The 13,183-nt window shown below is 64.6% G+C and carries 10 protein-coding genes and 1 pseudogene; 8 read left to right on the top strand and 3 right to left on the bottom strand.

What is annotated here, in order from left to right:
- The first annotated feature begins 170 nt into the window (after positions 1 to 170).
- A complete protein-coding gene (locus JJB99_RS36865; RefSeq protein WP_200496902.1) occupies positions 171 to 476 on the top strand; it encodes an arginase family protein in 306 nt (101 codons plus the stop codon).
- A gap of 819 nt (positions 477 to 1,295) precedes the next feature.
- On the opposite strand, the gene JJB99_RS00540 is transcribed toward JJB99_RS36865, so the two are convergent.
- From JJB99_RS00540 to JJB99_RS36860, 3 genes and pseudogenes are all read right to left on the bottom strand, one after another.
- Positions 1,296 to 2,567, bottom strand: a complete 1,272-nt coding sequence (locus tag JJB99_RS00540; protein ID WP_200496901.1) for an MFS transporter — start codon at positions 2,565 to 2,567, stop codon at positions 1,296 to 1,298.
- Positions 2,568 to 2,705: 138 nt separating this feature from the next.
- A complete protein-coding gene (locus JJB99_RS00535) occupies positions 2,706 to 4,295 on the bottom strand; it encodes a tetratricopeptide repeat protein (protein WP_246775108.1) in 1,590 nt (529 codons plus the stop codon).
- A gap of 114 nt (positions 4,296 to 4,409) precedes the next feature.
- A pseudogene (locus JJB99_RS36860) lies at positions 4,410 to 4,580 on the bottom strand (tetratricopeptide repeat protein); the annotation flags it as partial.
- A gap of 240 nt (positions 4,581 to 4,820) precedes the next feature.
- Between JJB99_RS36860 and JJB99_RS00530 the strand changes: the two are divergent.
- The 7 genes from JJB99_RS00530 to rpoN all read left to right on the top strand — a co-directional run bounded on the left by JJB99_RS00530 (position 4,821) and on the right by rpoN (position 13,125).
- A complete protein-coding gene (locus tag JJB99_RS00530; RefSeq protein WP_200496899.1) occupies positions 4,821 to 6,143 on the top strand; it encodes a UbiA family prenyltransferase in 1,323 nt (440 codons plus the stop codon).
- 99 nt (positions 6,144 to 6,242) lie between these two features.
- Entirely contained in the window at positions 6,243 to 6,857 is a 615-nt protein-coding gene (locus JJB99_RS00525; RefSeq protein ID WP_200496898.1) for a ribonuclease D, read from the top strand.
- Positions 6,858 to 7,181: 324 nt separating this feature from the next.
- Positions 7,182 to 8,336: an IS481 family transposase gene (locus JJB99_RS00520; protein ID WP_200493737.1), complete on the top strand. Its 1,155-nt coding sequence runs from the start codon at positions 7,182 to 7,184 to the stop codon at positions 8,334 to 8,336.
- 234 nt (positions 8,337 to 8,570) lie between these two features.
- Positions 8,571 to 9,299 carry an LPS export ABC transporter periplasmic protein LptC gene (gene lptC, locus JJB99_RS00515; RefSeq protein ID WP_200496897.1) on the top strand — a complete coding sequence of 243 codons (729 nt, stop codon included), beginning with the start codon at positions 8,571 to 8,573 and terminating at the stop codon, positions 9,297 to 9,299.
- Positions 9,296 to 10,048, top strand: a complete 753-nt coding sequence (locus JJB99_RS00510; RefSeq protein ID WP_433995745.1) for an LptA/OstA family protein — start codon at positions 9,296 to 9,298, stop codon at positions 10,046 to 10,048. The genes lptC and JJB99_RS00510 overlap by 4 nt, the downstream gene beginning before the upstream one ends.
- A 308-nt stretch (positions 10,049 to 10,356) precedes the next feature.
- The gene (gene lptB / locus JJB99_RS00505) at positions 10,357 to 11,370 is read left to right on the top strand and encodes an LPS export ABC transporter ATP-binding protein (protein WP_200496895.1); all 1,014 of its coding nucleotides are present in this window, start codon (positions 10,357 to 10,359) and stop codon (positions 11,368 to 11,370) included.
- A 90-nt stretch (positions 11,371 to 11,460) separates the two neighbouring features.
- Positions 11,461 to 13,125: an RNA polymerase factor sigma-54 gene (rpoN, locus tag JJB99_RS00500; protein WP_200496894.1), complete on the top strand. Its 1,665-nt coding sequence runs from the start codon at positions 11,461 to 11,463 to the stop codon at positions 13,123 to 13,125.
- Positions 13,126 to 13,183: the final 58 nt, after the last annotated feature.

Below are 13,183 nucleotides of genomic sequence, written 5' to 3'. Positions count from 1 at the left end.
GGCCCTCCGCCGCTATGAGAGCGATCTTCATCGTTAGGATTTCGATCAGGAAGACGAAACTAGAATGTGGAGTTTCGACGGAGGTAATTTACTCGAAGACACCGAAGCGAATCGGGAACGATTAGGACAGCCACCAAGCAATTCTGGCTCTACGAGCCGTTCCACTTCTTTTGGGCGGCGATGATTCGGCTCCGATACCCTTGCTTGAGGCATTCCACGAAACCAACAACCTGACAGTCTCGCAGATAGATGCCCATCTGGATTGGTGCGACCATCGGAACGGATCACGCTATACGTTCTCCAGCGCAATGCGGGCCAGCGAGATGCAGTCGGAAAAGCGGATCGTCGGCTGCGTGTTCGGGTGCGCGCCCATCCGCGTTAGAGTATTTGGCCGTCGCTCGGATGCCTTCTTACGGTTCGATAGGGCCACGGCTAAGGTTGAACCGTTCCGACGCCGCCCGTGCGTTCGGCGATGAAACGAGCGGCGAAGTCGGACGCCGAAGCGGGCTCGAATCCGAAGCCCACCGCTTTCACCAGGTCGCGGTGGCCTGCTTGTCCGCATCGGCCTCTCAGACTTCGGCATCGGCGCGCAAGGTCCTCCGTTCCCCTTGGTCGACGGTCGCGATGAGACGCCCGAAATGCTTTGCGGCCTCCGCGCTCGCGCGCAGTTGGCTGCATGGCGCGCCAGAGAGCTGCCTGCTCGAAGATCTCATATAGGGCGGCCCGGATGGTCTCCTCGCACATAGACCTGCCGCCGTCCCGAATCGCTCTTTTGATCTAAGTCAACCGGCGGGCATCCGACGATAATGCACCTCTGCCAATCCAAACCGGCGGTACCCGTCAAAGTTGGATCGCTGGCCAATCCCGTTGGCCTCGCATTCACCTTGATGTCTTCGGCGACTTCCACGGCGAACATTCCGAGAGGATCGCCGAGCCTCCGAAGGGTGCGGGCGCCAAGGCCGTTTGGACGAAGTGAGCCGAGCGTCGTCATGCCAGACTAGACCCAAGCCGCTCCTCCAGGTGCAGTCTCGCTGTCCCGGCAGTGCGTGTGGTTTGGCGATCAGAGCAGGGTCGACACGAGCACAGTTCAGTGGTACAAGCGTCGGACTTTGTGAAGAGGCAAGTTGTTGTTTTTGCTGCAGTTTGACGGATCGAGCCCCAATCCTTTCCTGGGCACCATTTTGCGGGGTTTGGACCCAACCTCGAGCGACCTCCGGTCGGTAGAATAGCAGGGCGGCAATTCCCCGCATCGCTGCTGCGTGGGTCGCTATGAGACCGGCCCGTCCGATCCGCCCTCACATCACCCGCTTCCCCGCCCGTTCCGCCACTGCCTTCTGCACAAAGTACATCGCCACCAGCGTGACGGCCGTGGTCGCCACGACGACGTAGCCGATCCGCTCGAAATGGAGCAGCGAGCCATCCGGCTCTTGCGCAATGATCGCGGCGGCGAGCACCGAGCCGAGGCCGCCGGAGAGCTGCTGGAGCGAGGCGCTGATCGCGCTGAACGAGCCGCGCTGGGTCTGGTCGGGGATCGCCGACATCAGCGCCTGCGACGGGATCATGCGCGAGAAGATGCCGACGAATAACAGGACGTTCACGGCGATCGCGGTGGTGAGCGAGACGTGGCCGAGATGGGTGTAGATCAGCACCATGATGACCGTCATCACGCAGCCGAACACGAAGGTCGGGTATTTGCCGAAGGCATCGCTGGCGCGGCCGACCAGCGGACCCGTGACGATGCTGAACAGGCCGGAGACGAGATAGATCGTCGGAAGGTGCACGATATCGATGCCGAGATTATTCACCGTGAAGGCGCTGCCGAACGGCATCAGCATGTAGCCGCCGGTCGCCAGCAAGGTCGTGACCGCGAAGGCCAGCGTGTAGCGCGGCTCCCCCACCGTCGCAATCAGATGGCGGAACGGGTTTCTGTCCTGCTTCAGCTTCAGATGCGCGTCGACCGGCTCCATCGCGAAGACGATGACCGCGATCGCCGCAATCGACAGGCCGACGATCGCAACGAAGCAGACATGCCAGTTCCAGTGATTGGCAAGAAACAGGCCGGCGGGAATGCCGAGCACCTGGCTCGCGGCGAACGCGGTCTGGACGAAGCCCATCACGCGGCCGCGCAGCTGCAGCGGGAACAGATCGGTGATGATGGCAAGCACGACCGAGCCGATCACGCCGCCGAACAATCCGGTCACGATCCGGCCGAGCAGCAGCACATGGTAATTCTGCGCGGCGGCGCAGAGCAGCGTTCCCAGCGTGAAGCCGACATAGAAGAACAGCAGCAGGCGCTTGCGATCGAACCGATCGGCAAAGCCGGCGGCCAGCACACCCGATAATCCCGCACTGAACGCATAGGCCGACACCGCGACGCCGAATTGCCCGGCAGTGATGTTGAGCGCGGGCATCAGAATGGCGCCAAGCGGCGACATGATGATGAAGTCGAGGATGATCGTGAACTGCGTGAATGCCAGCAGCGCGATGAGAAGCGCCTGGTAGCGCGAAAAGCCGCGTGGTGGCTCCCGCTGATCGTCGATCGGCGCAGCTAACGTCTGTTCGGTCATGGCACTCGTTTCATGGTGAGCGGGGGCACGGGGCAGGCTCGCAACAGATAGGGTGCGCCTTCTTGATTTTCACGGGGCGTGCGCATCGCCTGGTTCCGCGTACCCGATCAGTCCGACATGCCGAGGCCAGGGCACGTGCTATGACCCGTCCCGGGCCTCGCAGTGGCGTTGCCAGATGCCGCGATATGCGGCCTCCACGGCTCGGGTGTAGGTGGCGGCGTCGCCCACAGGCGACCGGCTCAGTCTGGTCCGCAACGATTGTCGCAGGCTTGCGAGGCCCTCGAGGTCCGCGGCCTTGCGGAGCGCCAGCGCCACATAGTCCTCGTGGCTCGTGGCGATCCAGTCGGTCAGGCCCAGCGCCGTGAGGCAGGCGGCGGCGAGGCGGGACGAGATCGTGGGGCCTGGGCAGGTGATGACCGGGACGCCCATGGCCGTGGCATCGAGCGTGGTCATGCCGCCGCCATGAGGAAACGGATCCAATGCGACATCGATGAGCTGGTACGCCTTCATGTGCGAGCCGCGGTCGGAAGCGCCGAGGATCGTCAGCCGGTCGGGCGAAATGCCTTCGCTGCCGAAGATCGCGTTGATGCGCTGCTGATGCGCCGGATCGCCCAGATGCGGGCTCTTGAGGACCAGGCGCGAGGTTGGCGCCTCGCGCAGAATACGCGCCCACAACCGGAGCACCGGATCGGAAAGCTTGGCCGGCCGGTTGAAGGAGCCGAAGGTGACGTGGCCTGCGGCCACTGCCGGCGGCGGCCCCGGATCGGGCAGGCTTTCGGGTGTCCAGAAACACAGAAAGCAGGGCAGGTCGATGACCTGCTCGCGCAGCAGGGCGCGCACCGGTTCGGAGACCAGCACAGGATCGCCGAGGAGGTAGTCCATCGCGGGCAGGCCCGTGCCGGTCGGCTCGCCCCAGCCGGTCACCTGGACGGGCGCAGGCCGCGCGGCGAAGACGCCAAGCCGGTTTCCGACCATGTGCCCGACCAGATCGACCAGGATGTCGATCTGGTCGGACTTGATGAGCGCGGCCAATTTGGCGTCGGAGAGGTCGGCCGTGGAGCGCCACGTCTTCGCGCTGTCGCGGAGCTTGTGCGTCAGGGCGTCCTCGGGCGCGGTGTCGGAGTAGCAGATCACCTCGAACGCCCGCCGGTCGTGATGGATGATCACCGGCGCAAAGGCGTAGGTGGCCGCCTGATGCCGAAAATGGGCGCTGACATATCCGATGCGCAGCCGCCGATCCGGATCGCGCTGACGGCCGGATACCGCGCCGGCCGGAAGCTGCGGGCGATGGATGTCGCCGAACCGCGCCCGCTCGCGCGCGTGGTCGTGCGGCCCGGCCGCCGGATCGAAGTTGAGCGCGAATATCAGGTTCGAATAGGCCGCATCGAAATCCCGCTGGTGCGCAATGGCCTGCCGGTGGCACTGGAGCGCATCGGCGGGACGGCCGAGATCAAGATAGGCATTGCCAAGATTGGTCAGCGCCCCGGCGAAAGCCGGCTGCAACGCCAGCGCTCGGGAATAGGCCTCAACCGCTTCACCGATCCTGCGCGCCCCCTCCAGCGCCCGTCCCAGATTGTTGTGGTACTCCGCCCGGTTCGGCTCCAGGGCCAGGGCCTGGTGGTAGGCGATGATGGCAGTATCGAACTCGCCCAGCGAAGCGCGGGCGTTGCCGAGATTGTAGAGGATTTCGCTGTTGTCCGGTGCCGCGCGCGAGGCCTGCACCAGCACGGCGGCAGCCTGGCTGAGTTCCCCTCGCGCCTTGTGGGCGAGACCCAGATTGCAGAGCGCCGCAGCGTTTCCGGGCGCGAGCCGCGTGCAGGTCCTGATGTGGGCCACGGCCTGTTCGGCCTGTCCTGCCCGCAAGGCAATGACGCCGAGAAGGTGCCAGGTGTCGGGATTGTCCCGTTGCCGCTTCAGCGCCTTTCGACAGAGCGATTCCGCCTGCGCCAGCTCGCCGGCATTGAAGTGCCGGAGCGCCAGCTGCAGCAGGTCGGGGGAAGTGTCGCTCCTCATGACGAGGAAACCTCGGCTCGGTCGTGACTGGAACTGGCCGCTGTTAAGGGTTACGGCGCGGCGATCATCGCTACCGACCCGACTTGATTGTTCTATGACAGACCGCGGCGGCCACGCCTCGACGCCTCTCTCCCTGGGTTCGAGTTAAGCCCTCCTTAGCGATTGGAAATTACGGTTTCGCCGTCGATTTCCCTGCTCCCCGGCCGCGGGCCGGCAATCACTCAGGTCCGGCGTTTTCGCATGGAGCAGCCCCTCAGGCAGCACTCAGACCAATCCGGGGCGGCGCCGGTCGCGGCGCCTGTCCGCGCCCTCGTCATCGATCTCGAAGGCGCGCTGCTGCGCTCGGAACTGCTGATGGAAGCGCTGTTCAGCAGGCCCGGTCGTATGCTTGCGCGCTTCGGCGCGGGCGGGCGCCCAGGCATGGCGGCGCTGACGGATATTCTGGCGCAAGCCGACATCGACTACGCCCATCTGCCCTATGACGCCGACGTGCTGAACCAGGCATTGGCGGCGCGCGCGCGGGGCGAGAAGGTCTATCTCGCGGCGAGCCGCTTCGAGCGTCATGCCGCCGCGATCGCCTCGCATCTCGGCTTTGACGGCGTGGTCGCGCCGTCCGAGCTCGCGGCGGGCGCGCCGCCGTTCGACCCGGCGTCGATCGCGCGCATCGGCGCGCGAAGCGATGGCTCTCGCCCCGGTTGGCGAACATGGGCCAAGGCGCTGCGCGTCTATCAATACGCCAAGAACACGCTGGTGTTCGTGCCCGTCATCACTGCGCATCAGCTGAATCTTGCGACGCTCGGCCATGCGCTGCTGGCGTTTCTGGCGTTCTCGGCCTGTGCGTCCGGCGCCTATCTGATGAACGATCTGCTCGATCTCGCCGCCGACCGGCAGCATCCGACCAAGCGCCATCGCGCGCTTGCGTCCGGCGATTTGCCGATCTCGTCCGCGCTGTCGGCGATCCCTGCGCTGTGGCTGTTCGCGGTCGCAGCCAGCCTCTGCATCTCGCCGCTGTTCCTCGGCGTGCTCGCAGCGTATCTCGTCACCACCATCGCCTATTCGCTCGTGCTCAAGCGCAAGATGCTGGTCGACGTCGTCACGCTCGCCGGCCTCTACACGTTGCGCATCATCGCCGGCGCGGTCGGCGTCGGCGTCGTGCTGTCGGAATGGCTGCTGATCTTCTCGCTATTCGTGTTCACTTCGCTTGCGCTGATCAAACGCTTCAGCGAGCTCAGCATGCGCGAGAGCGCGGGCCTTGCCGATCCCTCCAACCGCGACTACCGGATCACCGACCTGCACGTCATCGGCGCGATGGCGGCGGCGAGCGCGATGAATGCGGTGACGGTGTTCTCGCTCTACGTGTCCTCCTCTGCGGTGACGCCGCTCTACAGCCGTCCGTGGATGCTGTGGCTGCTCAACCCGCTGCTGCTGTACTGGTTCGGCCGCGCCTTGATGATGGCGCATCGCCGCGAGATGCCCGACGATCCGATCATCTACGCGTTCCGCGACGGTCCCAGCCGCATCACGGTGGCCGCGATGATCTGCATCATGCTGGCGGCGATCTGACAGCCCGCTTGCGCGGGCCGCCGCCAGTGGCTACATCGCGGGCCATCCGATTAGCCTATGATCCCGACAGACCGATTCGCCCCGAGGTTTTGACCCGCCATGACCGTACGCCTGCACCGCGGCGACCTGCCCGACCTCACGCGCTACACCACAGCGGTGGCGATCGATACCGAGACCATGGGCCTGAACCCGCACCGCGACCGGCTCTGCGTGGTGCAGCTCTCGCCCGGCGACGGCAGCGCCGATGTGGTGCAGATCCCCAAGGGCCATACCGACGCGCCGAACCTGAAGGCGCTGCTGGCCAATCCGGCCATCACCAAAATTTTCCACTTTGCGCGGTTCGACGTCGCGGTGTTGTTCCAGACCTTCGGCGTCATGACCGGGCCGATCTACTGCACCAAGATCGCCTCCCGTCTGACCCGCACCTACACCGACCGCCACGGCCTCAAGGATCTCGTCCGCGAGGTGCTCAACATCGACCTCTCCAAGCAGCAGCAATCCAGCGACTGGGGCTCCGACAGCCTGTCCGAGCCGCAGCTCGCCTACGCCGCCTCCGACGTGCTGCATCTGCATGCCTTGCGCGAGCGGCTCGATGCCATGCTGGTCCGGGAAGGCCGCACCCAGCTGGCAAAGGCCTGTTTCGACTTCCTGCCGACCCGCGCTTTGCTCGACCTCGAAGGCTGGGCCGAAGAGGACATTTTTGCGCATTCCTGAGACCGCGCGTGACGGCCAGAGTCTGACGGAATGAGATGCGGCTAGTGCTGCGACAAAAGTGCGTTCCCTCCCCTCTTGTGGGTGGAGGGCTAGGGAGGGGGGTAGCCCAGCAAAAGGTGCCGGTTGTGATGATGCGCTAAGAGCGGGTGCGCGATCGAAAGAATCCCCGTGTGGTACCCCCCTCCCCGCCCCTCCCCCACAAGGGGGAGGGAACGGCGAGATGTCCAGACCGGATAGATAGGTAACAGAGTAGACCGGATGGATGGGTGACAGTTCTCTGTCGGCTGGGAGGATCAGCCGATGCCTTGGCGGGAGAGCTGTACAATGGACGAACGAGTTCGCTTCATCTCGGATCAGCGAACCGGCTTGTGGACGATGACGGAGCTTTGCGAGCGCTACGAGATTAGCCGCAAGACCGGTTATAAGTGGCTGGAGCGCTACCGGTTGGAAGGACCTGCCGGGCTGGCGGATCGCTCCCATGCCGCGCGGGTTCATGGACGGGCGACACCACAGCACATCGTGGATGCGATTGTGGGGCTGCGGCTTGAGCGGCCGAGCTGGGGACCGCGCAAGATCGTCAGCAAACTTGAGGCTCGCCAAGGGGACGTCGATTGGCCGTCGGCCTCGACGGCGGGCGGGATTCTCAAACGGGCGGGACTGGTGAGCAACCGTCGGACCCGGCGGCGTGCGCCGCCGCGCATGGGGCAACTGACGGTGCCTCAGCATGCCAACCATGTATGGGCGCTCGATCACAAGGGCTGGATCCGCCTGGGCGACGGATCTCGCGTTGAACCGTTCACGGTGACCGATGGCTTCAGCCGCTATTTGATTAGCCTGGCGGCGACGGGCAGCACGCAACATGCCGAGTGCCAACCGCTGCTGGAGCGGGCGTTTCGCGAGTACGGCTTGCCGCAGATCATCCGCTCCGACAACGGCTCGCCGTTCGCCTCGACCGGAACCACGGGCCTGACGGCACTGTCGGTATGGTGGATCAAGCTTGGCATCCGCCATGAACGGATTGATCCCGGCCATCCACAGCAGAACGGCCGCCACGAGCGTTTTCACCTCACGCTTCTGGAGGCCATGCAGCCGCCGCCGCCGACCCAGGCCGCGCAGGCTCGTCGCTTCGCGGCATTCGTGCGCGACTACAACGAAGAACGACCGCACGAGTCACTTGGCCAGCGCCCACCTGCCAGCGTCTATCAGCCTTCGTCTCGTGCGATGCCGAGGCGGCTTCCGGAGCCGGATTATCCAGCCGAAGCCGCGGTGCGCCAGGTCCGCTCCAACGGCGAGATCAAGTGGCGCGGCGAACTCATTCACATCTCCAGCGCTCTCATTGGTGAGGCCGTTGCCGTCGAGGAGGCCGCCGATGGGCAATGGCAAGTGCGCTTCTTCCACATACCGATCGGCATCATCGACCAGAAAACACGCAGGCTGCGGCGCTGCGCTAGCGCAGCGCCGCAGCCGACCAAACCATGAACGATTGTTACCTATCCATCCGGTCTGTTTTGTTACCCATCCATCCGCTGGACAGAGAGCGCTGCTGATGGCCGAGATCGCTTCGAGCTCAACCCCGTCACATCATAGGCTGGGGCTAACCGCCCCGTTTCGGACACTTTCGTAGCGGCCTGTCGCCGGCTGCGTATTGCGGCGGGGCCGGGTACAATGCGGCGCCCTTCAACCGGACAGAGCGAGCGACACGCTGGAGCAGCAGTGAATTCGGCCCGGATTCCCACCTACGACGCCGCGCTTGCGGCGAAGTTTGCCAGCGCGGCGCGCCACAGCCGCCTGGTGCGGATTCTGCGCATCGCGGTGCCGGCGACGGTGGCCGCGTCCATGGCTGCGATCGTCGCCGTCTCGACCTTCCTCAATCCGTTCCAGATCCCGATCAAGCTCGACTCCGGCAACCTCGTGGTAACAGGAACCAAGATCACGATGGAGACGCCGCATATGTCCGGCTTCACCCCGGACCAGCGGCCCTACGAGCTCTGGGCCAAGACTGCAACGCAGGACATCACCGACCCCGATCATGTCGATCTCGCCGATCTGCGCGCGAAGGTGCTGATGGAGGATCAATCCACCCTGTTCCTCGATGCCCGCACCGGCCGCTTCGACAACAAGCAGCAGCAGCTCGACCTGCACAAGGACATCTTCCTGCGCACCTCGACCGGCTATGAAGCGCGGCTGAACTCGGCCTTCGTCGACATGGGCAAGGGCACGGTCTCCTCGGACGAACGCGTCGACGTCAAGCTGACCAACGGCACGTTGACTGCCGACCGGCTGCGCATCACCGACGGCGGCGACGTCATCCGCTTCGAGGGCAATGTGGTGATGCATCTGGACAAGCTGGACGATCCCGCGGCCGCTCAGCCGGCGCCGGCCGAGCCTGCGCCGCCCGCAAAGACACGCACGCCTCAGAACAAGTCTGCCAATTCAAGATGATTTTCATGACCTGGTTTTTCCCGCGCAACGAGTACAAGCGCAGCGCCATCATCAGTGCGGCCGCGCTGGCCCTGGGCCTCTTGATCGCAGCCGATGCGGCGCGCGCGCAGAGCTCGGCGAGTGCGCCCAACAACGCGATGCAGGGCTTTTCGCAGAATCGCGATCAGCCGATCCAGATCGAGGCCGCCTCGCTAGAGATGCGCGACAAGAAAAAGGAGGCGACCTTCTCCGGCAATGTGAAGGTCGTCCAGGGCGACACCACCATGACCTCGAAGACGCTGGTGGTGTTCTACGAGTCGGGCGGCGGCGACAAGCCGGCAACGCCGCAGCCCGCGGCGAAGGGCGCGAAGAACAGCAGCACCGGCGCGCCGATACAGTCGGCGACGCCGGGTCCGGGCGGCAGCTCCTCGATTAAGCGGCTGGAGGCCCATGGCAATGTGGTGGTCACCCAGAAGGACCAGGTGGTCACAGGCGAGACCGCCGTCTTTGACACGAAGACGAACCTCATCACCATGTTTGGCGGCGGCTCGGGCCAGGTGGTCATGACGCAATGCAAGAATGTGATGCGCGGCGACCGGCTGAAAGTCGACATGACGACCGGCGTATCTCGCGTGGAGTCCGACAGCGGCCGAGTTCAGGTTCTGCTCCCGCAGGGCGCGGGCAATGATTGCGGATCTGGCAGTCCGGCCGCTCCAGCCAAGCCAGGCGCGGGCTCGCCGCTGCAACTGCCCGGTGTTGGCAAAAAGTAAATTCTGGAAGTGAGTTCCAAGAATAATTTCCAAGAGTAATTTCCAAGAGTAGGATCAATGGCTTGGATCAGACACGGCCGATCCGAGGTTGAAGCCTGCTCCGCGAGACTGTATCTAGCGCGCAGGGCTTTCGAAGCGGGGTCCGCCGCTTTTCGGGCGTGTTTCACTGGGCATGAGACATCCCTTCATTCATGCTGCGTCGGCGAATCGAAGGGCCGGCGCGGCAGATCGCGCGAACGCTGCGCAAACGCCGCGCACTAACCGCGCAAGAAACCGCGCAAGAAACCGCGAAAGGCTGGAAGGCGGGGATGGTCGATCTCTTCAGCATGTTCCGTCGGCGCCCCGCCAAACCCGGCCGGCCAGGATTTGCGCGCGACATCACCGCGCTCGGGGACAGCGTCGGGGGTCTCGTGACCAGCCCGGTGCGGGACGCCCCGCCGATCGCCCGTGACCAGCCGATGCATGCGCCCGGCCAGTTCCAGAGCGAATATCAAGACGACTATCAGGCCGACTACCAAACCGAGCCGCCGCGCGCGGTTCACCCCACCAGGAGCGCCGCGAAGCCGAACGGCGCCGGCGGGGCGCAGCTGCTGCGCCGTCCCGGCTTCCTGGCTGTGCATAGCGTGGAAAAGAGTTTCGGCAGCCGCCAGGTCGTGCGCGGCGTCAGCATCTATGTGCGCCGCGGCGAAGCGGTCGGCCTGCTCGGCCCGAACGGCGCCGGCAAGACCACCGTGTTCTACATGATCACCGGCCTGATCAAGGCCGATCGCGGCGCGATCGAGCTCGACGGCCACGACGTCACCAAGCTGCCGATGTACCAGCGCGCGCGGCTCGGCATCGGCTATCTGCCGCAGGAAGCCTCGATCTTCCGCGGCCTCACCGTCGAGCAGAACATCCGTGCCGTGCTCGAAGTGGTCGAGCCCTCGCGCAAGAAGCGCGAGCAGCAGCTCGATTCGCTGCTCGACGAGTTCAACATCACCCGCCTGCGCAAATCGCCGTCGATCGCGCTGTCAGGCGGCGAGCGCCGCCGCGTCGAGATCGCGCGCGCGCTGGCGACGCGCCCGAACTACATGCTGCTCGACGAGCCGTTCGCCGGCATCGATCCGATCGCGGTCGGCGACATTCAGGACTTGGTTCGCCACCTCACCAATCGCGGCATCGGCGTCCTGATCACCGACCACAATGTCCGCGAGACGCTCGGCCTCACCGATCGCGCCTATATCGTCTATGCCGGTGAAATCCTGACCGAGGGCAGCCCGGACGAGATCGTCGCGGATCCCGACGTTCGGCGGCTTTACTTGGGCGAGGAATTCCGCCTCTAGCCCTTTTTTCCAATCCGTCAAGGCGTGTACATCGGGCCACGACTGAGATAAGCAAGAATCGGACCAATTTTCGGGAACGGTTCTTGTTAGATGGCGCTGACGCAGAGATTAGAGTTCCGGCAATCGCAGTCGCTGGTCATGACGCCGCAGCTGATGCAGGCGATCAAGCTGCTGCAATTGTCCAATCTCGATCTCACGACCTTCGTGGAGGAGGAACTCGAGCGTAATCCCCTGCTGGAGCGGGCCAATGACGAGGCCTCCGGCGGCGAAGCTCCGGCCGAGGGCGGCCAGTTCAGCGACCATGATGACGAGAATTCGGGCAGCCAAAGCGATGATCATGGCGATGAACATGGCGATGGTCATGGCGATAGTGACGGCTTTGGCGGCAGCGGCGAGGCCTTCGAGCCCGGCCAGGAAGAATGGATGAGCAAGGATCTCGGCACCCGCGCCGAGATCGAGCAGACCCTCGACACGGGCCTCGACAACGTCTTCTCCGAGGAGCCGGCCGAGACCGCCGCGCGCAACGCCCAGGACGTCGCGCCGACCACCTACACCGAATGGGGCGGCGGTGCTTCCTCCGACGAGGACTACAATCTCGAGGCTTTCGTCGCCGCGGAGATGACGCTCGGCGATCATCTCGCCGAGCAGCTCTCGGTGGCCTTCACCGGCGCGGCGCAGCGCATGATCGGGCAATACCTGATCGACCTCGTCGACGAAGCCGGCTATCTGCCGCCCGATCTCGGCCAGGCCGCCGAGCGGCTTGGCGCAACGCAAGAGGATGTCGAGGACGTCCTTGCCGTGCTGCAAAAATTCGATCCGCCCGGCGTCTGCGCGCGCAATTTGAGCGAATGCCTGGCGATCCAGCTGCGCGAGCTCGACCGCTACGATCCCGCGATGCAGGCCCTGGTCGAGCATCTCGATCTCCTCGCCAAGCGCGACATCGTGAGCCTGCGCAAGCTCTGCGGCGTCGACGACGAGGACATCGCCGACATGATCGGCGAGATCCGCCGGCTCAATCCCAAGCCCGGCATGAAGTTCGGCTCGGCCCGTTTGCAGACCATGGTGCCCGACGTCTATGTCCGCCCGGGTCCGGACGGCGGCTGGCATGTCGAGCTCAACAGCGACACCTTGCCGCGCGTGCTGGTGAACCAGACCTATTACTCCGAGCTGTCGAAAAAGATCGGCAAGGACGGCGACAAGTCCTATTTCACGGATGCATTGCAGAACGCGACCTGGCTGGTGCGCGCGCTCGACCAGCGCGCCCGCACCATCCTGAAAGTTGCGACCGAGATCGTGCGCCAGCAGGACGGCTTCTTCACCCATGGCGTGGCCCATCTGCGGCCGCTGAATCTGAAGGCGGTTGCCGACGCCATCCAGATGCATGAATCCACGGTGTCGCGCGTCACCGCCAACAAATACATGGCGACAAATCGCGGCACATTCGAGTTGAAATATTTCTTCACGGCGTCGATCGCCTCGGCCGACGGCGGCGAGGCGCACTCCGCCGAAGCCGTGCGTCACCACATCAAGCAGCTGATCGATTCGGAAGAACCCGCGGCGATCCTGTCGGATGATACCATCGTGGAACGCTTGCGCGCCTCGGGAATTGATATTGCCCGCCGCACGGTCGCGAAGTACCGCGAAGCCATGCGCATTCCGTCCTCGGTGCAACGCCGCCGCGACAAGCAGAGCGCTCTTGGTAACGTCCTTTCCACCGCACTGTCCGATCGCTCCCGCAACACCGAGCCGGCCTGATTGCGCTGGTGCGAAATCGCGCTACTCTCACCTCCCCTGTCGCGACCGATCCAAGCAC

The organism is Bradyrhizobium diazoefficiens, assembly GCF_016616235.1.
Taxonomy (GTDB): domain Bacteria; phylum Pseudomonadota; class Alphaproteobacteria; order Rhizobiales; family Xanthobacteraceae; genus Bradyrhizobium; species Bradyrhizobium diazoefficiens_H.
Note: the sequence above shows the minus strand (reverse complement) of the source record. Positions and strands in the feature narration are given on the sequence as shown.